Annotated in this window: 15 protein-coding genes and 2 pseudogenes; 7 read left to right on the plus strand and 10 right to left on the minus strand. The window is 73.4% G+C overall.

Features of this window, described 5'->3' with window-relative positions:
* Positions 1 to 64: 64 nt before the first annotated feature.
* On the minus strand, positions 65 to 808 hold the full coding sequence (locus AB0M08_RS10840; RefSeq protein WP_364491432.1) for a hypothetical protein: 744 nt from the start codon (positions 806 to 808) through the stop codon (positions 65 to 67).
* A 224-nt stretch (positions 809 to 1,032) separates the two neighbouring features.
* Here AB0M08_RS10840 and AB0M08_RS10845 point away from each other — a divergent pair, with 224 nt between their 5' ends.
* The 3 genes from AB0M08_RS10845 to AB0M08_RS10855 all read left to right on the plus strand — a co-directional run bounded on the left by AB0M08_RS10845 (position 1,033) and on the right by AB0M08_RS10855 (position 6,206).
* A complete protein-coding gene (locus AB0M08_RS10845) occupies positions 1,033 to 2,298 on the plus strand; it encodes an IPT/TIG domain-containing protein (RefSeq protein WP_364491434.1) in 1,266 nt (421 codons plus the stop codon).
* Between the two features lie 112 nt (positions 2,299 to 2,410).
* Positions 2,411 to 3,829: a S8 family serine peptidase gene (locus AB0M08_RS10850; protein ID WP_364491436.1), complete on the plus strand. Its 1,419-nt coding sequence runs from the start codon at positions 2,411 to 2,413 to the stop codon at positions 3,827 to 3,829.
* Between the two features lie 136 nt (positions 3,830 to 3,965).
* Positions 3,966 to 6,206 (plus strand): IPT/TIG domain-containing protein, encoded by a 2,241-nt coding sequence (locus tag AB0M08_RS10855; RefSeq protein WP_364491438.1) that lies wholly within the window; start codon positions 3,966 to 3,968, stop codon positions 6,204 to 6,206.
* 72 nt (positions 6,207 to 6,278) lie between these two features.
* On the opposite strand, the gene AB0M08_RS10860 is transcribed toward AB0M08_RS10855, so the two are convergent.
* On the minus strand, positions 6,279 to 7,031 hold the full coding sequence (locus AB0M08_RS10860) for a hypothetical protein (protein WP_364491440.1): 753 nt from the start codon (positions 7,029 to 7,031) through the stop codon (positions 6,279 to 6,281).
* A gap of 295 nt (positions 7,032 to 7,326) precedes the next feature.
* On the opposite strand from AB0M08_RS10860, the gene AB0M08_RS10865 reads away from it, so the two are divergent.
* From AB0M08_RS10865 to AB0M08_RS10875, 3 genes are read left to right on the plus strand one after another with little or no spacing between them, the layout of a single operon-like run.
* Positions 7,327 to 7,563: a hypothetical protein gene (locus AB0M08_RS10865; RefSeq protein WP_364491442.1), complete on the plus strand. Its 237-nt coding sequence runs from the start codon at positions 7,327 to 7,329 to the stop codon at positions 7,561 to 7,563.
* Positions 7,564 to 7,613: 50 nt separating this feature from the next.
* Positions 7,614 to 8,180, plus strand: a complete 567-nt coding sequence (locus AB0M08_RS10870; protein ID WP_364491444.1) for a GNAT family N-acetyltransferase — start codon at positions 7,614 to 7,616, stop codon at positions 8,178 to 8,180.
* Between the two features lie 57 nt (positions 8,181 to 8,237).
* Entirely contained in the window at positions 8,238 to 8,792 is a 555-nt protein-coding gene (locus AB0M08_RS10875; RefSeq protein WP_364491446.1) for a DUF4142 domain-containing protein, read from the plus strand.
* Between the two features lie 237 nt (positions 8,793 to 9,029).
* Here AB0M08_RS10875 and AB0M08_RS10880 read toward each other — a convergent pair.
* The 7 genes and pseudogenes from AB0M08_RS10880 to AB0M08_RS10910 all read right to left on the minus strand — a co-directional run.
* A pseudogene (locus tag AB0M08_RS10880) lies at positions 9,030 to 9,359 on the minus strand (MFS transporter); the annotation flags it as partial.
* Positions 9,360 to 9,426: 67 nt separating this feature from the next.
* A complete protein-coding gene (locus AB0M08_RS10885) occupies positions 9,427 to 10,185 on the minus strand; it encodes a class I SAM-dependent methyltransferase (RefSeq protein ID WP_364491448.1) in 759 nt (252 codons plus the stop codon).
* A 39-nt stretch (positions 10,186 to 10,224) separates the two neighbouring features.
* Entirely contained in the window at positions 10,225 to 11,388 is a 1,164-nt protein-coding gene (locus AB0M08_RS10890) for a VWA domain-containing protein (protein ID WP_364491450.1), read from the minus strand.
* Positions 11,381 to 11,572: a hypothetical protein gene (locus AB0M08_RS10895; RefSeq protein ID WP_364491452.1), complete on the minus strand. Its 192-nt coding sequence runs from the start codon at positions 11,570 to 11,572 to the stop codon at positions 11,381 to 11,383. Before AB0M08_RS10895 ends, AB0M08_RS10890 begins: the two co-directional genes overlap by 8 nt.
* Complete coding sequence (locus AB0M08_RS10900) at positions 11,569 to 14,013, minus strand: DUF5682 family protein (protein WP_364491454.1); 2,445 nt, start codon at positions 14,011 to 14,013, stop codon at positions 11,569 to 11,571. The genes AB0M08_RS10895 and AB0M08_RS10900 overlap by 4 nt, the downstream gene beginning before the upstream one ends.
* Positions 14,006 to 15,061 (minus strand): AAA family ATPase, encoded by a 1,056-nt coding sequence (locus AB0M08_RS10905; RefSeq protein WP_364491456.1) that lies wholly within the window; start codon positions 15,059 to 15,061, stop codon positions 14,006 to 14,008. Before AB0M08_RS10905 ends, AB0M08_RS10900 begins: the two co-directional genes overlap by 8 nt.
* A gap of 831 nt (positions 15,062 to 15,892) precedes the next feature.
* Positions 15,893 to 18,628: an SWIM zinc finger family protein gene (locus AB0M08_RS10910; RefSeq protein ID WP_364491458.1), complete on the minus strand. Its 2,736-nt coding sequence runs from the start codon at positions 18,626 to 18,628 to the stop codon at positions 15,893 to 15,895.
* Between the two features lie 47 nt (positions 18,629 to 18,675).
* Here AB0M08_RS10910 and AB0M08_RS10915 point away from each other — a divergent pair, with 47 nt between their 5' ends.
* A complete protein-coding gene (locus AB0M08_RS10915) occupies positions 18,676 to 19,320 on the plus strand; it encodes an NAD-dependent epimerase/dehydratase family protein (protein WP_364491460.1) in 645 nt (214 codons plus the stop codon).
* 21 nt (positions 19,321 to 19,341) lie between these two features.
* Here the strand turns inward: AB0M08_RS10915 and AB0M08_RS10920 are convergent.
* Positions 19,342 to 20,145, minus strand: a pseudogene (locus tag AB0M08_RS10920) (EamA family transporter); the annotation flags it as partial.
* Positions 20,146 to 20,211 lie beyond the last annotated feature (66 nt).

Here is a 20,211-nt window from a genome sequence, read left to right on the forward strand (position 1 = left end):
GACGGACGATTAGGAGAACGGCCCGGAGCCTCGGCTCCGGGCCGTTCGCATGGGGGGCGGGGCGCTATCGAAGCTGGGCCCACTTCCGGTCGAGAAGCTCGATCGTTTCCGCAGCCTTCGGCCGGCCCTCCTTGACCACTGCGATGGCGACGACGCTCTTCGTCGCGGAGGTTCGCCAGCACATCATCATCGTGGGCCGGATCTTCGGCTCCCTGTTGTTGCTGAAATGGAAGTTCTGGGTGCAGTGCCCGTCACCGACCTTCTCTCCGCGGTCCGCTGCCCAGAGGAGCTCCCGCTGTCCGGTCAGGTCATGATCGGCGGTCACGTAACGGACCGTGCGACCCTCGTCGAGAGAGCCCTCGTCCGTCGTCTCGACCTTCCCGGTGGGCAGTCCCTGCTTCGGAACCAGCGGGCCGGCCGGCGGATAGCCCTCCTTCGCGGCCTTCTCGCGGGCCTCGCGAATCTGTTCCTCGACCGACTTGGTCCTCGACGGGGTGGGCTCGACCGCCTGGACCTTTCCGGCCTTCGCGCCCTCGTTTGAGGACGGGGACGGGGACGAGACGGCCGAGGCCGAGGCCGACGGCGAGTGCCGGACGAGCGGGGCGACCGCGGCCGGTTCCTCGATGGTGGTGCCGGTGCGCTGGAGGTACCAGGTGGTGACGGTGTAGGCGCCGGCGCCGAGGACCGCGGCGAGTCCGACGGCGCCCGCGGCCAGCCGGGCCCGTCTCGCCAGGACCGAGGGGTGGGGATCGACCGGCGGCTCGTCGTAGACGCCGTCGTCGCCGGGCCGATCGTCATCGTGGGACATGGCTACTTCCTCAGTGGTCGGCTTCCGGCACACCGCTCCCGGCGGTGGGCCGCTTCAAAGGCCCATGCTCGCAACCCTTCGGACATAGCGCTCTAAAACCACCAAGACGGACCTGTGAGTTTCCCGAGAAGAGGATTTCGGGTTTTCGGGAGAAAGGGTCTGAAACGGACTTAGGCTGCCCGGGGAGCGATACGGCCGGGAGGGCATCAACGATGAGACACAGCGTGCAGGGCTTCCGAACGCGTGCCGGGCTCGCCTCGGTGACGGCGACCGTCCTGGTCATGGCCGGTGCCGCCGCGCCCGCCGCGGCGGCACCGCTCTCCATGACGCTGAGCAGCACCAACGGGCCCAGCGGCGGCGGCAACTCGGTCATCGGGACGGTCACCGCGACCGCGAACGTGTCCAGCCCGTTCGCCGCCGGCACCACCCCGACCGTGCAGTTCCAGGCGGGCACCTCGTGCGGGGCGATGGCGAAGGCGGTCACCCAGATCGCGGTCAGCGGCACCACCACCTCGGCCGGCGTGCTCACCGTGGACCCGGACACCGTGAAGCGGATCTCCACCACGAAGATCGCTTTCGTGGTGCCGTCGAGCTCGTATCCGGCGACCGTGGACGGGTCGACCAGCACCGTCAACACCACCGGCCTGGTCCTGATGGGCACGCAGACGACGGCGAAGTGGAGCGTCTGCGTGTACGACAGCGCCTCCACCACGTCGAGCGCGCTGATCGCGTCCACCACGTACACCATCGCGGTACGCCCCAAGATCACCGCCATCCTCCCGGCGAGCAGCCCGGCCGCCGGTGGCCAGAGCGTCACCGTCAACGGGGTGGGCTTCGGCACCGGGACCGGGACCAGCGCGACCACCGCGAACATCGGGGGCGTCTCGCTCACCGGCATCAAGGTGGCGAGCACCGGCACCAGCTTCACCGGCGTGACCGGCGCCCGGGCCGCGGGCACCGGGCTGGTGCTGACCGTGAACACCCCCGGCGGCCAGGTGACCAGCAGCGATCCGGACAACAACGGCCTGGTGCAGGACAGCGACGACAGCACCGTGGACGCGCCGATCCTCTTCACCTACAGCAACGGCATCACGATCCAGCCGAGCACCGGCGTCTCCAACACCAAGGTGGACATCGACGTGAAGGGCGTCGGGTTCTCCTCACTGACCTTCAACAGCGGCGATTCCGGTACGCCCACCGACACCAAGGCACACATCTTCCTGGTGAAGGACGCCTACGTGGCGGCGAGCAACCGGGGTGTCGCCGAGTGCAAGAAGATCCTGATCATCAGCAACAACGAGGTGGTCTGCACGCTGGACCTCACGGCGAACGCGCTGAACCCCTCGGACAGCTCGGCCGGCAGCGCCCTGGTGCCGGACGGGACGTACACGATGACCGTGGTGGCGACCGGGGACAGCTCGGCCACCACCGACGCGGTGAACGCCACCATCCTGAGCAGCGGCGCGACCTTCACCGTCGGCCCGTACTAGAGACGAGGTTTTTCTCGAGATCGCCACCGTGACGCAACCGTAGGCGAACCGCCCTCGAACCTCCCTTCCCGGAGCTTGGTCCTCGACCACCAACGGGGAGGGCAGGTCGAGGATGAAGGTTCAGCTGCGCAGGTATGCCGCCGGAGTCGTCGCGACGGGTGCACTGGCCGCGGTGGCCGCGTTCGCGCTGCCGTTCGGTGACGCCGACTGGGCGCCGGTCACCTACGGCCTGACCGAGAGCCCGGCCGCGATCGTGCCGGCCACGGTCTCGGCGCAGAAGCCGGCCCGGGTCGTCGGCACCACCCTCGACCAGCACGGCCGCCCGGTCGTCACGGTCACCGAGGCGACCGACCGGGGCGCCGCCGAGAAGCTGGTCGAGGCCGCGCAGAACGCCGACCGCGCGGTCGGCGTCGAGATCGACGCGCGGACGCACGTGCTGGACGCGCCGGCCGGCAACGACCTGTACCGCGCCCAGCAGTGGGGCCTGGCGAAGACGCACGCCCCGCAGGCCTGGCAGCGGTCGACCGGCGCGGGCGTCATCGTCGCGGTGCTCGACACCGGCGTGGACGCGCACCAGATCGACCTGTTCGGCAAGGTGCTGCCCGGCTGGGACGCCGTCGCCGACAAGCCGGGCGGCACCATCGACCCGCACGGCCACGGCACCCACGTCGCCGGGACCATCGCCGCGAACACCGGCAACACCATCGGGGTCTCCGGGTTCGCGCCGAACGCCCGGATCCTGCCGGTCCGCGTCCTGGAGAAGGACGGCAGCGGCTACATGTCGAACACCGCCGAGGGCATCGTCTGGGCCACCGACCACGGCGCCCAGGTGATCAACATGTCGATGGGCTCGCCGGGCCGGACCGCCGCGGTCACCAACGCCATCGCGTACGCCCGGGGCCGGGGTGTCGTGGTCGTGGCCGCCGCCGGGAACGAGCGCGCCGACGGCAGCCCGACCAGCTGGCCGGCCGCCGACCCGGGCGTCATCGCGGTCGCCGCCACCGACCCGGCCGACCACGTCGCGCCCTTCTCCAACGCGGGCCCGTACGTGGACGTCGCCGCGCCGGGCGCCCGGATCATGAGCACCTACCCGTCCGCGCTGGGTGCCAGCTTCGTGTCGATGAGCGGCACCTCGATGGCGTCCCCGCAGGTCGCGGCGCTCGCCGCGCTGCTCAAGGCGTACCGGCCGGCGCTCACCCCGGACCAGGTGGAGCGGGCGATCACCGGCACCGCGGCCGACCTGGGCCCGGCCGGACGGGACGACGACTACGGGTACGGCCGGATCGACGCGGCCGCCGCGCTGGCCGCCGTCACCCCGGCCACCAAGGCCCCGGTCACCAAGGCCCCGGTCACCACGAAGGCTCCGACCAAGGCTCCGGCCACCACCAAGGCCCCGGTCACCACGAAGGCCCCGGCCAAGGCCCCGACCAGGGCGCCGAGCAGTGTCCCGGCGACCACGGTTCCGGCCGCCGTCCCGGCCACTCCGAGCGCGACGGTCACCCCGATTCCGGCCACCACTACGTCTGACTAATAGCGCGCCGATGCGGCGGGGTCCCGGCCCCGCCGCATTTCGAATTTCCGCCGCTCATCGGGCGCTAGGCTCCGTCCGGGACCCCCACCCACACCCGTGTTCGAGAACGGTCGGAGGACCGTGGGAGGGCCGCCCCATGCCTGAATTCAGCGGAGCGAAGAAGAACAAGCGAAAACTCCGGAGCGCCGGCCTCGTCGCCGGGCTCGCCACCGCCGCCGTGCTGGTCGCGCCGCAGCTCGCGCTCGCCGGTGCCGGCACGGTGACGCCGTCACTGGTCGCGCCGGGCGGGACCGCCAAACTGGCCGACAGCGCGCTCACCGCCACCACGACCATCGTGCTCGCGACGGCCGCCAGCTGCCCCAACACCTACCCGACGGCGGGGGCGAACGGCGCCAGCCCGTGGCCGGCCACGACCCAGGGCGCCCCGTCCGGCGGCGCCATCACGTTCACCCTGCCCAGTGCCGTGGTGGCGGGCACCGGTGGCGTCATCCGCAGCTACCTGGTCTGCGCCTACGCCGGGAGCACCAGCACCAGCGCCCAGCTGAGCACCAGCACGGTCAACGTCGGTGTCGCGGCCACCGCGAGCCCGATCTTCGGCCCGTCCGGCGGCGGGAACACGGTGACCGTGACCGGCGGCGCCAACAACACGATCTTCACCGGTGTGACCGCGCCCGGAGCGCTGCTGAGCACCACGGCCTGCCCGTCCGCGTACGGCTCCACCCCGGCCCTCGCCGCCCCGGTGACCCGGATCTCGGACAATTCCGCGAGCCTCACGGTGCCCACCGGGGCGACCTCCTCGGGCGGTATGACCCCGTACAACATCTGCCTCTACGGCGGGACGACCGCCACCAGCGCGCTGCTGTCGCTGGCCACCTACACCGTCTCGGTGGCGGTGCCCAGCCCGGCGAGCGGCCCGGCCGGCACCGCGTCGGCGCCCGGGATCCTGGTGACCGCGAGCTCCCCGATCTTCACCGGCCTGAGCAGCGTCGGAGCGTCCTTCTCGCTCGGTGGCTCCTGCGGCGCGGTCTACAACGCGGTCAGCACGGCGCCGGCCTCGCAGACCAACGTGCCCGCGACGGCCGCCCGGCGGATGAGCAACACCAGGATCGCGGTGACCCCGCCGTCGCTGGCCACCAACGACAGCACGTACCAGCTCTGCGTCTACAACGGCAACACCGGTGACGGCACCACCGGCGCCGCGCTGATCGCCAGCACGCTGTACAGCACCACCACGGTGCAGACGCTGAGCGCGGTGACGCCGAGCGCCGGCCCGGCCGCCGGTGGCAACCAGGTGACGGTGACCGGCACCGGCTTCCCGACCACGGCGGGCTCGATCACGGCGACCCTCGGCGGCGTGCCGCTGACCGTGACGCCGGTGAGCAGGACCGCCTTCACCGCGATCGTGCCGGGCCGCGCGCCGGGCGGCAACGTCGCGCTGGTGGTGACCACCACGGCCGGCCAGGCCACGCTGCAGAGCGCGTACTCGTTCCTCGCCTCGGTGACCAGTTCGCCGAACACCGCGCCGAACACCGCGGCCACCGTGGACGTGGTGATCGACGGATCCGGTTTCCAGAGCGCCACCTGGAACTCCGGCAGCCTCGGCGGCGCACACCTCTACCTGGTCGAGGGCACCTACAACGGCGCCGGCGTCGGCACCAACAAGTACGGCGCGCAGGGCCGGGCCAACCCGCCGGTCCAGGAGTGCACCGCCGTCCTGCCGCTCTCCGACACCCAGGCGGTCTGCAGCCTGCAGCTGAACCGGCGGTTCAACGGCGCGGGTACCGGGGTCCTCTCGCCGGCCGCCCGGACCACCCAGCTGACCACCACGAGCGGCAGCCGGGTGGTCAACTTCCTCAACGGCGTCAGCCGGCTCGACATCGGCACCTCCGTGGTCAGCAGCTGGGTGCCGCCGAACACCGTGATCGTGGACGTCTGGAACGGCACCACCGCGCTGCTCTCGGCGGCCCCGACGATCAACGGGGTGGACATGTACGCGACGCTCGTCCCGGCGAGCTCCAGCCGGTCCACCACGCTCACCGGGCTGACCTCCGGCTCGACCAGCGCGACCGGCCTGACCTCGGCCGACGTCGGCGCGACGGTGGTCTTCACCGACTACTCCTCCTCGTCGACGGTCAGCACCACCGTGGACAGCGTGAGCGCGTCGACCGGCGTCGCGACCCTGCACGATCCGGTCACCATCACCGAGACGACCGCGACGGTGCAGGTGTACCAGCCGCTCACCTACCTGCCGGTGCCGAACGGCGTCTACCAGATGACGTACGTCAGCAACGGCAGGGCCGACGCGTCCGGATCCGATCAGGACTACAACCAGAGCGTGCTCTCCAGCAGTTCGGTGTTCACCGTGGCACCGTTCTGACCGGCCCGGCTCGACGGAACGGCCCGGAACCGCTTACCTCGGGTTCCGGGCCGTTCCGTACCTCGGAGCGGGTCAGTTCAGGCGGGACCACTCGCGGACGACGACGCGGATGTTCTCGGTCAGATCCGGATCGCGGGCCGGGTCGGTGGCCAGCGCCACCACGCTGCGGTTCGCCGAGGTGCGCCAGCAGAGCAGCCCCGGTCCGCCGGTGCCCGGGCGGAGCCGGCGGGTGCAGGTCACGCCGCTGCCCACGTCCTCCCCGGCGTCGTCCGCGAGCATCATGTCGGCGTGGCCGGTCAGGTCGTACCGGGCGCTGGAGAGCCGGACGGTGGTGCTGCCGCTGTGCACGATCCGCTGGTAGACCGGACCGCTGGCGACCTCCGCGCCGGGTGCCTGCGCGATCTTGCCGCGTGGCAGGTCCGCCTCCGCCCCGGCGGCGGCGGACGCGAGCGCCTGCAGGGGATCGAGGGACTCGCTGGGCGCCGGGATCGGGCTCCGCTTGGCGGGTACGGCCCGCCGGGTGCCCCGTGACGTGGGCGCCACCTCCCGTACGCCCGATTCGCGCGCCCGGGCCGGTACCGCCGGTGCGGTGGTGTCCCGGGTCAGCGGCGCGAGTGCGGCCGGCTCCGGCAGGGTCGGCTGCTCGGCGTTCATCAGCTGGGTGACCAGGAAGCCCGCCCCGGCCAGCACCGCCGCCGCCCCGGTCACCGCGACGAGGGCCTGTTTGCGGCGCCGGTTCCGTCGTTCCGACGTGGCGGTGATGGCCGTGGCCGAGGCGTACAGGCGCCCTTCGGGTACGGGGCCGTGCTGTTCGTCGTCGGTCATGTCACCGTCCTCACGGATCTGGGCAGCGGGCGTCGTGAACCCCCATGCTCCCAAAGACAGGGACATATGTGGCCAGAATCCGCGAGACGGGCATTAGGTCATGGGTGTACGCACGACGCCGCCGTACGCATAGGTGAGCGTCGGGTTCTGGTCACCGGCGTCACCCGGAAAGGGAACCTGAGGCTTCGGCGGTTGACCTCGGATTCGGGTACGCGCATCGTTTGCTGCACACGGGTGCGATGGCGGACGGACCCGGAACCGCTCCGCCGTGCCCGGGTCCAGGGAGGGAGGCCCCATGCGCGGTGTGGAGACGACCGGTGCCGAGGAGCATCTCGCGGCCCGGCCCTCCTGGGACTGCCGTGCCTGCGGGCGCCCATGGCCCTGTGACCCGGCCCGTGAGCTGCTGATCCACTCGCACAGCCGGGTCGATCTGGCCGTCGTGATGTGGAACCACCTCGAGGAGGCGGCGCGGGACATGCCGCACGCGCCGGCCTCCGAGCTGTTCGACCGGTTCCTGCGCTGGACCGAGTGAACGGCGGAAACGGGTGGCTTCGCGCGTACCGCGGATGTGATCGTGGCCGGATGGGACAACCCGGCCTGACCACCGACCGCCTCCGGCTCGTCCCCCTGGGGGACGAGCACCTGGAGGACCTGATCGCCCTGGACGCGGACCCGGAGGTGACCCGGTTCCTCTACGGGCGGCCCCGCACCCGGGACGACGTGATCGCCTCGCACGCCGAGCGGATGGCGCTGGGGCGGCGGGTCGACGGGCTCGGCTACTGGGTGGCCGTCGAGGAGGGCGTGTTCGCCGGGCTGATGATGCTGCCGCCCGGCCGGGATCCGGGGACCGCCGAGCTGGGCTACCGGATCCCCCGGCGGCGGTGGCGGCGGGGGATCGCGAGCGAGGCGTCGCGCGCGCTGCTGCGGCACGGCTTCGCGACGGTCGGGCTCGAGCGGGTGTACGCCCAGACCATGGCGGTGAACGTGGGCTCGCGCGCGGTGATGGACGCGGTCGGCCTGCGATACGTGCGCACCTTCCACGAAGAGTGGCCGGACCCGCTGCCTGGCGCCGAGGAGGGCGAGGTGGAGTACGAGATCACCCGCGCGATGTGGACGCTCGGCGGGGGTCCCCGGGGTTCTGGCGAATAGGGAGAAGCGCTCACGTAGGGCGGCTAGTCTGCGATTGCCTATGTGAGGAGATAATTGATGATTTCGCGCTACATATCGGTCGCGATCGCCGCCGCCGGCCTGGCCCTGCTGCCCGCCGCCACCGCCGCCCAGGCCGCCCCGCCGCCGGCCCGGGACGCCGCGTTTCTGCAGGCCGCCCACCAGACGAACCTCGCGGAGATCGAGGTCGGCCGGATCGCCTTCACGAGGACCAAGGATCCGCAGGTCAAGACGCTGGCCGCGGCCCTGATGCGGGACCACATCCACCTGGACGCCGACCTCTACAAGACCGCCCGCGAACTGAGCGTCTTCCTGCCGGTCGAGCCGACCGAGGCGCAGCAGGCGCTGGCCGAGCGCTACCGGGTCGCGGGCGCCGACACCTTCGACGAGTACTTCATCACCACGCAGCTCGCCGGTCACCGGGACGCCCTGCACCTCGCCGCGGACCAGGTCGAGAACGGCCGCCTCGCGCCGGCGACGGAGATCGCCGAGCAGGCCACCCCGGTCATCGAGCGCCACCGCCTGATGCTGCGCCTGGCCGCGGGCGCCGAGAAGCTTCCGGGGTACGCCACGCCGGGCGGCCGCCGGCAGTGAGACCGGCCGACCATGCGCCAGCTCTGCGCGGAGGCGAGCGCGAAACCGAGGGCGCTGGGCAGCACGGTGAGCGCGGCGTGCAGCGGGGACCAGCCGAGGCCCTCCGGCAGGTACAGGGTGATCACCAGGGTGCCGGAGAGCGACGCGCCGAACTGGAACATCGCGGTCAGCACGCCCGGGCCGCTCGCGTCCGGTGAAGAGCTCCTGGATGAGCCCGTACACCTGCGGGTCGACCGTTCCCGCCCCGATGCCCTGAACGAGTCGCGCCACCGCGACCACCCACGGTTCACCGGCGGTCCCGGCCACCACGCTCGCCGCGGAGAAGAGCGCGATGCCACCGGCGAAGAGCCGTTTCCGCCCGTACGCGTCACCCCGGCGGCCCGCGGGCACCAGGGCAAGCCCGAAGGCGAGCGAGTACCCCGCGGTGATCCACTGTGTGGTCGCTGCGCTCGCGCCGAGGGCGGTGCGCAGGGCCGGCACGGCGGTGTCGAGGCTGGACTGGTCGAGCAGCGTGGTGAAGGCGGCGGCCAGGCAGGCGGCGAGCGTGATCCTGTCGCGGCGTGTCACCGCCTGACGTTATCTATATAAAGCCTATAGGTGCGATGGGATTCGCTGGCCGTTTTCGTTCAGGTCTTCAGCGCAGGCCGATGACTGCCGCGTCGGTGCCGCCCCGCCAGAGCACGCCGCTCTCCCGGAAACCGGCGGCCCGCAGCGCCTCGACGTGCCAGCCCACCGGCGGGTTGAAGTCCTCGCTGTGCCCGGTCGGGTAGATCTGCTGCCGCTCCACCGCCTTCGCGGCCAACTGCTCGTCCGCGGCGGCCCGCGCCCACCAGTCCGCCCAGGAGGTGGCCGCGCCGGAGGCGTACCGGGCCTCGCGCTCCACCCGCGCCCGGTCCTGGAGCAGCCCGGAGAGCTCGGACAGCCCCTCGTCGGCCATGTGGTCGGCGTTGACGAAGACGCCGCCCGGCCGGAGGACCTCGCGGACCTCGGCGTAGAGCGCGGCGGTCCGCTCGGCCGGCAGCCAGTGCAGCGCGGTCGCGGTGAGCACCGCGTCGAAGCCCTCGTGCGGCAGCTTCGCCCGCCAGCCCGGGTCGCCCAGGTCGGCGCCGACGATGACGGCCCGGTCGTGCAGCGAGCCCTCGGCGATGGTCAGCAGCACCGGGTCCTGGTCGAGAACGGTCACCTCGGCGCCGGGGAAGCGGGCCAGCGTGCGCAGCGAGATGGTGCCGGTGCCGCCGGCCAGGTCGAGCAGCCGCGGCGCCCTCCCGTCGGTGACCGCGGCGACGGCGGTCAGCATCGCCGCGAACCGGTGCTCGCGGTCCGGCATGAACGCCTCCTGCTGCGCGTCCCAGGACTCCTGCCAGATCGCGGCGTTCTTCAGGTAAGTAGTCATGCCGCTGATGCTAGTTACATCGAGGGCTCCCGTCACCCCTTACATGTCATCACCGATCCCGATTGCGGTCCTTACATCGCGGCCCTGGATCGCGGCGGCCATCAGGTCCGGGAACGCGTCCGGGGTGCAGGCGAAGGCCGGGACGCCGAGCGCGGCCAGCGCCGCCGCGTTCTCGTGGTCGTACGCCGGGGCACCCTCGTCGGAGAGCGCCAGCAGCACCACCACCCGCACCCCGGCGGCGGTCATCTCGGCGACCCGCCGCAGCATCTGCTCCCGGTCCCCGCCCTCGTACAGGTCGCTGATCAGCACGAACACGCTGTCCCGGGGCCGTCGGATGAGCTGCCGGGCGTACCCGAGCGCGCGGTTGACGTCCGTCCCGCCGCCCAGCTGCGTCCCGAAGAGCACGTCCACCGGATCGCCGAGCCGCTCGGTCAGGTCCACCACCGCGGTGTCGAAGACGACCAGCGACGTGCGCAGCGACCGGATCGAGGCGAGCACCGAGGCGAACACCCCGGCGAAGACCACCGACGCCGCCATCGAGCCGGACTGGTCCACACAGAGCACCACGTCCCGCTGCACGGCGCTGCTCCGCCGCCCGTATCCGATCAGCCGCTCGGGGATCACCGTCCGGTGCTCGCTCCGGTAGTGCCGGAGGTTGGCGCGGATGGTGCGGTCCCAGTCGATGTCGGCGTGCCGGGGCCGGCCGATCCGGGCCGCCCGGTTCAGCGCGCCGGTCACCGCGGCCCGGGTCCGCTGCTCGATCCGGCGCTCCAGCTCGGCGACGACCGTACGGACCACCTGGCGGGCGGCGTCCCGGGCGGCGTCCGGCATCACCCGGTTCAGCGAGAGCAGCGTGCCGACCAGGTGCACGTCCGGCTCCACCGCGGCGAGCATCTCCGGTTCCAGCAGCAGCCGGGTGAGGTCGAGGCGTTCGATCGCGTCGGCCTGCATCACCTGCACGACGGTGCCGGGGAAGTACTGCCGGATGTCCCCGAGCCAGCGCGCCACCCTCGGCGCCGAGCCGCCCAGCCCGGCGGACCGGCTCTCCGCCCGCCCGGAGGAGGTGTCGTAGAGCGCGGCCATCGCGGCGTCCATGGCCTGATCACGCCCTTCGGTGGGGCCGAGCGGGTCCTCGGCCGCGGCGCCGAGCACCAGTCGCCAGCGCCGGTGCCGCTCCCGTTCCTCCTCGCCGGGATCAGCCATCGCTCTCCGCCCGGCCCGCCGGGTGGAACGCCACCCCGGGGACCGCGCGCTCCACCGCGCCCGGAACCGGCCGGTCCGCCCCCGCACCCGGGTGCGAGAACGCCACCACCGGCGGCGCACCGCCCGTCACCACCCCCGGCGCCACCGCCGTCACCTCGGAAAACATCGCCGTGATGTCACTCATTCGTCCTCCTCGACTCGTAGGTCACGTCCGAGCAGTGCCGCCAGCACCGGCAGCACGCCCGCCGCTCGTTCCCCGTCCACCGGGATCTCATGCGCCGGATCCGCCGACCGGGGTCCGGCCACCCGCTCCCCGATGGCCCGCCGCTCACCCGGGTCGAAGCTCCCGAACGTCCGCCGCAGCAGCGGCAGCACACCGTCGAAAGCCTCGGCCGGGATGTCCGCCAGCCAGCCGCCGACCAGATCGAGCAGCGCCTCGTCGTGCACCAGCAGCAGCCCGCCGCCGGCCAGGAACCCCTCCACCCAGGCCGCCCCGTGCGCCGGCGGGGTGCCCACGGTCAGCGGCAGCCGCAGTCGCCGCCGCACCTCGGCCGCGTCGAGCCGACCCGCGTCCAGCAGCAGCCGGGTGAGCCGCCCGGCCGGCAGCCCGTGCAGGTCCGGCCGGCGCGCCAGCCCCTCGATCGTGGTCAGCCAGAGCTCGCGCGGCTCGTCGCCGGCGAGCAGGGCGACCGCCGCGTGCACGCCGTCCATCCCGTCCCGCAGCCGTTTCGCCGCGTCGTCGGCGAGCGACCCGGCCGCCGACGGGAGCCCGGCGCAGATCCGCTTCAGCAGGCCGGCGGTGACCGTCACCAGCCCGGCCACGCCGGTACGCCGGACGTCCCCGTACCGCAGGGTCCGGGCGAGCGCCGGCAGCGCCGCCATCAGGTGGTGCACGTCCGCGTCGAGCGCCGCCCGGGTGTCCAGCGCCGCCAGCACCCGCGGGTACGCCGCATCGAGATCCGCGAGCAGGCACGTCTCGACCAGCGCGGTGACCTCGGCGAGCGACGCCGCGTCCGCCGCGTGCCGGACCACCCGGGCGGTGGCCGCCGCGACCACGGTGGTGCCCCACATGCTGCCCTCGACCAGGCGTACCGCGAACTCGGGCTGCCAGCGCAGCCGCCACTCCTCCCGGAACGTGCCGGTGCCCCGATGCCCGCGCACCGGCTCGCCCCACGGCACGTCCAGCGTGCGCAGCCGGTGCAGCAGCCGGCTCCGCCGGAGGTCGGTCTCCCGGCGCAGGTCCAGGTCGAGCGCCCGCTCGGCCGCCTCCGGCTTGAGACGGAGCGCCCGCTGCTGCGCCGCCAGGTCCCGGGCCAGCGGCAACGCGGGCATCGCGTCCGGCACCGTGCCGAGTCGCTCGCCGACCACCAGCCGCCGCGAGATCAGCTCGCTCCGCAGCGGCTCCCCGTCGCACATCACCGCCTCGGCCGCCTCGGTCACCTCGGCCAGTCCCGCCAGCGGCCGCCCGCGCATCGCGGCCAGCGCCTCCGCCAGCCGGGTCGCCTCGATGACGTGCGCGGACGAGGTCGGCACGCCCTCCTCCCGCAGCACGCCGGCCGCCGAGACCAGCCACCGCGGCACGACGGCGTCCGCGCTGGCGAAGAGGTGGTGGTACCACCCCGGCGAGCTCACGCCCGCGCCGTATCCGGACCAGGACGCCAGCCGCCCGTACGTCCACGGCACCCAGGTGAACGCGACCTTCCCCTTCCGCCGCCCCCGCAGCAGCGCCGCGTCGTCCTTGGCGGTCACCCTCCGGGTCAGCGCCGGCACGTGCCAGGCACCGCAGACCACCGCGATGTGCCGGTGCTCCCGCCGGGCCTCGCGCAGCACGGTCCGCATGTACGCCTCGCGCAGGAGATCGCCGGGATCCTCCGGCGCGTCCTCCCGGATCGCCGTCATCGCCTCCGCGATCGCCGGGAACGCCGGCACGCCACGATGCTCGACGACGTCCTCCCACCAGCGTTCCGGGTCGTCGTACCCGGCCGCCGCCGCGAGCTCCCCGATCGGGTCCACCGGCCGTCGCGGTCCTCCGGCCCGCTCATCGCCGGTCACCCCAGGCGGTTCGCCGCCCTCTGTCGTCTCCCGTACGACCTCAGCCCGGGTCTCTCCGCCCGCTTCCCCCACGCCGGCGTCCTCGGCCCGGGTCGTCTCTGCGCCCGCTCGGTAGGCGAACGGGAGGTCGAAGAAGCGGACCGGGATCCCGCGGGCCACCGCCCAGCCGATCGCCTGCCACTCCGGGGAGAAGACGGCGAACGGCCAGAACGCGGCGAGCCGGGGATCGTCGGTCGCGTACCCGAGCAGCGCGACCGGCGGCTCCAGCCCTTCGTCGGCCACCCAGCGCACCAGTTCGTCGGCCTCGGGCGGCCCCTCCACCAGCAGGATCTCCGGCGGTTCCGCGTCGAGCGCCCGCAGCACCGCCCGCGCCGACCCGGGCCCGTGATGCCGAATCCCGTAGAACCGCTCCCGCCTCGCCTCCGCCGACAGCCCGTTCTCGTTCCCGCTGCCCTTCGCGTTCTCGTTGTCCTGGCCGTTCCTGTTCCCGTCCCTGTTCCCGTCCCCGCTCCCGTCCCCGCTCCCGTCCCCGCTCCCGGGCGGCCCGGTCTCCGGCGGCCCGGTCTCAGACATCGCGGGCGGCGCGGTAGAAGTCCAGCCAGCCGGGGCGCTCGCGGACCACGGTCTCCAGATACTCCCGCCAGACGACCGTGTCCGACGCCGGATCCTTGATCACCGCACCGGAGATCCCGGCCGCCACGTCACCCGGGTGCAGCGTGCCGTCCCCGAAGTGCGCCGCCAGCGCCATCCCGTTGGTGATCACCGAGATCGCCTCGGCCGTGGAGAGCGTGCCGGTCGGCGACTTGAGCCGGGTCCGCCCGTCCTCGGTCATCCCGGAGCGCAGCTCGCGGAAGACGGTCACCACCCGCCGGATCTCCTCCAGCGCGGCCGGCACCTCGGGCAGGTCCAGCGACCGCCCGAGCTGGGCGACCCGCCGAGCGACGATCTCCACCTCGTCCTCCGCGCTGGCCGGCACCGGCAGCACGACGGTGTTGAATCGCCGCCGCAGCGCGCTGGAGAGCTCGTTGACCCCGCGGTCCCGGTCGTTGGCGGTGGCGATCAGGTTGAACCCGCGCTCCGCCTGCACCTCGGTGCGCAGCTCCGGCACCGGCAGCGTCTTCTCCGACAGGATGGTGATCAGCGCGTCCTGCACATCGGACGGCATCCGGGTCAGCTCCTCCAGCCGGGCGATCGACCCGCCCCGCATGGCCCGCATCACCGGGCTGGGCACCAGGGCCGCGTCGGTCGGCCCGTCGGAGAGCAGACGGGCGTAGTTCCACCCGTACCGAATCGCCTCCTCGGCCGTGCCCGCCGTCCCCTGCACCAGCAGCGTGGAGTCCCCGGAGATCGCCGCCGCGAGGTGCTCGGAGACCCAGGTCTTCGCCGTGCCCGGCACCCCGAGCAGCAGCAGCGCCCGATCGGTGGCGAGCGTCGCGACGGCCACCTCCATCAGCCGCCGTGGCCCCACGTACTTCGGGGTGATCTTGGCGCCGTCCCCGAGCAGATAGGTGACCACCGCCTGCGGCGACAACCGCCACCCCGGCGGCCGGACCCGCTCGTCGGTCGCGCTCAGCAGCGCCAGCTCCTCGGCGTATTGCCCCTCGGCGTGCGGTCGCAACACGCTCACGAGTCCCCCCGATCATCGATCTCTCACCCGCACGCTATCCCCCGGGTCCGACACTTCCCGCGCCGCCCGCACCCGGCCCATCCCACCCGCTGCACATGCCGCATCTCCGCCCACTGCACCTACCGCGTCCGCGCCGGGCGCCGATGCCCGACCCACTGGTCAATTCCGGTCAGCTCCCGCACCGCGCTCGCGTCCATCCGCGCTCCCGCCCTCGCCCGACACGAAGTTATCCACAGGCGCCCCGCCAAGATCACCCAATGTCCGGCAGGATTCCCGTTGGGATGGGGGACTCCCCCGGTATGGGGTGGGCCCCCTCTCCGGAGGTTCGCTCCACCAAGATCCAAATCGATTCGTGATCTTCGATCGGGGTCGTGCGGGGCGCGGGCGGTTCGAGTTCACGATCATGCTCTGTGGAGGGCGGCCGGGATCCACGAACGGCGCCCGCGTTCTTCCGGCGCCCCTATGGCGGCTGTGCACGCACACGATCATCGTTGGTGTGCGCCCGCCGCCCCTGCAACCGCTTGATCGTGCTCACCTGCCGCCCGGCCGGCGCCGTTCGTGTGCGCCGCGCGCCGCGTCAAGATCACTGTTGCCGCCGGAGTGCCCGCAGCACTGGACTGCCCGGAGCGCTGGACTGCCCGCAGCACTGGACTGCCCGGAGCGCAGGCGTGCTGGCGTGCTGGGCGCTGGGCCGGCGCATTCGTTCGTAGGGTGCGAGTGTCGACTGCTCGGACGGGGGCGCCGGCATCCGGAAACGGGTGGTCGCGCGGTGTCGTGGCCGGCGCGACGTCCCGCAGCGCCGGCCACGACGGTGGGAGAACGGGATCAGGCGGCGAGTTCGGCGAGCATCGAGCGGCGGAACGTGAGGGTGCGGGTCAGGTCGGCGATCGGGCGTACCCGGATCGGGTCCGTCTCGTCGGTGAGCTGTGCCGCCAGACGGGCCGTGTGGGAGTCGTAGGCCGGGGGCATCGCCACCGCCGCCGTGCGGCACAGCTCGCCGAGCTGCCAGGTGTGCCGGTCGCCGCGGGCACGCTGCTCGATCGTCGCCAGCACCGCGGCGCTCAGCGTGTCCGGCCACGGACCGGGGTGCAGGGTGAGCAGGCGCTGTGCGGTGCCCTCCCCGGTACGCAGCGCCTCCTCGGCCTGCCGGGCCAGCGCGTCCGGTGGCAGGACCAGGTGCAGGTCCCAGCGGACCGCCTCGCGCAGCGAACCGGCGTCCCGGTCGAGCAGCGCGGTGGCCCAGCGCGCGTCGCCCCGGACGATCGCGGCCTTCGCCCAGCCGTGCAGCAGCGGCGCCGACCAGTCGCCCGAGCGCGCCAGCGCCACATAGGACGCGGGCTCCAGCGCGTCCCACGACTCCGGGGGAGTGCCCGCCACGACCTCCTCGAGGAGCCACGCCCCGATCCCTGCGCCCTGCGACGGCGAGGCGCCGACGCCGTCCCGCCGGAGTCCGGCGTCCAGTTCCCCGGGTGGGCGCACCACCAGCCGGCCCGAGGGCGTGAGCGTCACCGCCGTGTGCGCCCGCTCCGCCATCCGCCGGCCGAGTGCCGCGCCGGGCAACTGCCGGAGCAGCCCGGAAGCGGTCTCCCGGACCTCTCGGCGCCGGTCGTCCAGGGCACTCTCCAGCAGCGGCTCGTCGGCGAGCGAGAGCCCGTCGGCGAACGTGCCGAGGAAGCGGGCCCGGTCCTCCGAGGACTCCTCCGCCCAGGTGCCGGTCAGCAGCTCGCGGCCCCGGGCGGGGTCGGTGCGGCGCAGGGCGGTGAGGTGGCCGAGGCGTTCCGCGCCGGACGCCGTCGGCCAGTCGGTGCCCGGCGCGGGCGCGGCCTCGTCGAGCAGCCAGCGCCAGTCGGCCCGCCGCCCGGCCAGCCAGGATCCCCGCCGTCCGGCGACCCGGGCGATCTCGGCGCGCACCGTGGTGTTGCGCCGCCCGGCGTCCAGCAGTGCGGGCAGCGTCACCGGCGGCACGACCCCGCCCCGGTCGGCGGCCGCCGCCAGCCACTGGGCGAGCAGTTCCTGCTCCACGTGGGCGCCGCCGGGCACGCCACCGCGCAGGATCCGGGCGAGCCGCTCGCCGGCCGCCACGGGTAGCGGCGGCCGGTTCTCCTCCGGTGCCGCCTCGACCGGGACCCGATCGGTATCGGCCACGAACCCGGCCCGCCGGGCGATCAGCGCCACCGCGGCCGTGTCCAGGAGATCACCCGCGGGGGAGAGCGCGATCCCCACCTCCCCGACGCGTACCGCAGTGCCCGCCCAGGGTCGCCGGGCCGTACCCACCAGGGCCGCCGCCAGGAGTTCCCGGGGCAGCTCCGCACCGCGCGCCCCAGCCTGGCCGGCCGTGGCCGTCCCCGGCTCCACGAACCGTCCGTCCACCCAGGCCCCCAGCGGCCGGACCCCGTCGGGTGACCACTGCGCCGCGACCGTCGCCGGGCGACCACCGGCCGCCGCGAGCAGCCACCAGGGCTCCCGCCACCCGGCCGCCAGCGGCAGCGCGTCACCGGCCGCGTCGACCAGGAACCCGTCGCCGGTCGGGGTGGCCGACTCCAGCAGCAGCGGTCCGTCGTACGCGAAAGGATCGACCGACAGCAGCGACGCCCAGCGGGAGAGACCGGCCCGGATCGACCCGCCACCGGCCGGGGAGCCGAACGGCTCGGACGCGCTCGCGCGGCCGGCGACGAGTGCCCGCAGCGCACCCGCGCCCGGATGGAAGCAGAGGTCGCCGCGGAATCCGGTGCCCGGCAGGAGATCGCCGGTGAGTGGCTGCCCGGGCCCGGCGAACTCCAGGACCAGCGCGAACCGGCCGGTGGCGACGCCGTGCAGCCATGTGCGGCGGGTGGTGAGCGGGCCCTCGTCGGCGTCGTGGCTCCCGAGCACCTGCCAGTGATCGGTGACGCGCGGGCCGGCCAGCACCTGCTCGGCGGGGACCGGGAAGCCGATCCGGGAGCGGACCGAGGCGGCCAGCGCGGGGTCGAGCGTGTCGAGCCGGGAGTGCGCGGTGACCAGCAGGCGCAGCATGGCGAGTTCGCCGAGCAGGCGGTCGGCCCAGTGCGGGCCGATCCCGGCGATGCCGGTGAGGCGGCGGACGGTCGCGGCGGCGCCCGGTGCCTGCGCGTCGATCAGCCGGGCGGCCATCGGCTCGAACGAGCGCGCGCCGGCCAGGCCCTGCGTCACCTGGTCGTCGAGCCAGCGGCGCAGCTCGGTCATCCCGCCGGCGACCTTCTCGGCGCGTTTCGCGGCGGCGGCCGGACCGGGTGCCGACCGGGGCAGGGGAGTGGGGAAGACCGCGAAGTCCGGCAGCGGACCGTCGGGCAGGCCGGACGCCGCCCAGAGCAGGACCAGGCCGACGGCATGCTTACAGGGGATTTTGAAGCTCGGACAGGAACACTTGAACGCCGGAGCGGACACGTCGACCGCGACCAGATAGCCTCGGCAGTGCCCCCAGATGATCTCGTCGTGCCGTCCGGCGGACCCGAACCGACCCGAGACGTCGCGCGCTCGTTTCAAGGCCGCGGCGTCGGGCGCGAGGGCTTCGGCCTGGGCGAGGGACCAGCGTTCATCGGGCACGATGAAACCCTAGGACCCGGGTACGACGTTTTTTCGGAGGACAACAAGTGCGGGTGATCGTCTTCGGCGCGACCGGGATGGTGGGCCAGGGCGTGCTGCGGGAATGCCTGCTCGCGCCGGACGTGACCGAGGTTCTGGTGGTGACCCGGACGCCGACCCGGGTCCGGCATCCGAAGCTCCGCGAGATCACCCACGGCGACTTCGCCGACCTGGGCCCGATCGCCGACCGGCTGGACGGGTACGACGCCTGTTTCTACTGCCTCGGCGTCTCCTCGGTCGGCCTGGACGAGGAGGCGTACACCCGGGTCTCCTACGACTTCCCGATGGCCGCCGCCCGCGCGCTCGCCCCGCTCACCCCGACGATGACCTTCGTGTACGTCTCCGGCTCCGGCACCGGTGCGGACAGCCGTCTGATGTGGGCACGGGTCAAGGCGCGGACCGAGAACGACATCCTCCGGCTATTCCCGAACGGGTACGCGTTCCGCCCCGGCTTCATCCAGCCGACGCGCGGCGCCCGTTCCCGGACCGGCTGGTACAACACCGTCTACGCGCTGACCGCGCCGCTGGTCCCGGGCCTGCGCCGGCTCGCGCCCGGCTACGTCACCACCACCGACGCGATCGGCCGGGGCATGCTGCGCGCGGCTCGCGAGGGCTTCCCGCGCCACGTGGTGACCAACGCGGATCTGGGCTGACTGTCCCCAGACGATCGCTCCGAACGCGACGATCATCCCGGCCACCTGCACCGGCGTCAGCGACTGGCCGAGCACGGCCCAGCCCAGCACGGCCGCGGTCAGCGGGGAGAGCAGGCTCAGCATGCTGACCCGGGAGGCGGGCAGCAGGTCCAGTCCCCGGAACCACAGCGTGTAGGCGAGGGCCGTACCCACCAGGGAGAGCCAGGCGTACCCGGCGAGGTTGCCCCCGGTCAGCGTGCGGGGCAGCCCCTCGGTGAGCAGCATCACCGGGACCAGCATCAGCCCGCCGGCGGTGAGCTGCCAGCCGGTCGCGGTCAGCAGCGACACGCCCGGACGTCCCCAGCGCTTGGTCAGCACCAGGCCGAGCGCCATCGACACCCCGCCGCCCAGTCCGGCGAGCACCCCGATCGGGTCGAGTCGCACGGCCGCCGTCAGCACCGCGAGCGCGACACCGACGGCTCCGATCAAGACCGCTTTCACGGTACGACCGGAGACCCGCTCACCCAGCAGGACGACCCCGAGTCCCGCGACCGCCAGCGGCTGGAGAGCACCGAGGACGGCGGCCATCCCGCCCGGCAGCCGGTACGCGCTGAGGAAGAGCAGGGGGAAGAACGCCCCGATGTTCAGCGCCCCGAGCACCGCCGACCGCCACCACCACTCGCCGCGGGGCAGCCGCCGGGTGACGGCCAGGAGCAGCAGCCCGGCCGGCAGGGCCCGCAGTACCCCGCTGAGCAGGGGCCGGTCCGCCGGCAGGAGCTCGGTGGTGACCGCGTAGGTGGTGCCCCAGACGACCGGGGTGATCGCCGTGATCAGTAGCGCACGCATGACCCCGTACCTCTCACATCTCTCGACGCAATGTATCTCGACACAATATATCTTGGCGGCAAGTAT

It is taken from the genome of Actinoplanes sp. NPDC051851, assembly GCF_040681165.1.
GTDB lineage: Bacteria > Actinomycetota > Actinomycetes > Mycobacteriales > Micromonosporaceae > Actinoplanes.

Excerpts from the sequence above, each read along its gene's own strand:
- AB0M08_RS10840 (WP_364491432.1), bottom strand. The coding sequence starts at position 808 with ATGTCCCACGATGACGATCGGCCCGGCGACGACGGCGTCTACGACGAG.
- AB0M08_RS10850 (WP_364491436.1), top strand. The coding sequence starts at position 2,411 with ATGAAGGTTCAGCTGCGCAGGTATGCCGCCGGAGTCGTCGCGACGGGT.
- AB0M08_RS10855 (WP_364491438.1), top strand. The coding sequence starts at position 3,966 with ATGCCTGAATTCAGCGGAGCGAAGAAGAACAAGCGAAAACTCCGGAGC.
- AB0M08_RS10860 (WP_364491440.1), bottom strand. The coding sequence starts at position 7,031 with ATGACCGACGACGAACAGCACGGCCCCGTACCCGAAGGGCGCCTGTAC.
- AB0M08_RS10865 (WP_364491442.1), top strand. The coding sequence starts at position 7,327 with ATGCGCGGTGTGGAGACGACCGGTGCCGAGGAGCATCTCGCGGCCCGG.
- AB0M08_RS10870 (WP_364491444.1), top strand. The coding sequence starts at position 7,614 with ATGGGACAACCCGGCCTGACCACCGACCGCCTCCGGCTCGTCCCCCTG.
- AB0M08_RS10875 (WP_364491446.1), top strand. The coding sequence starts at position 8,238 with ATGATTTCGCGCTACATATCGGTCGCGATCGCCGCCGCCGGCCTGGCC.
- AB0M08_RS10885 (WP_364491448.1), bottom strand. The coding sequence starts at position 10,185 with ATGACTACTTACCTGAAGAACGCCGCGATCTGGCAGGAGTCCTGGGAC.
- AB0M08_RS10890 (WP_364491450.1), bottom strand. The coding sequence starts at position 11,388 with ATGGCTGATCCCGGCGAGGAGGAACGGGAGCGGCACCGGCGCTGGCGA.
- AB0M08_RS10895 (WP_364491452.1), bottom strand. The coding sequence starts at position 11,572 with ATGAGTGACATCACGGCGATGTTTTCCGAGGTGACGGCGGTGGCGCCG.
- AB0M08_RS10900 (WP_364491454.1), bottom strand. The coding sequence starts at position 14,013 with ATGTCTGAGACCGGGCCGCCGGAGACCGGGCCGCCCGGGAGCGGGGAC.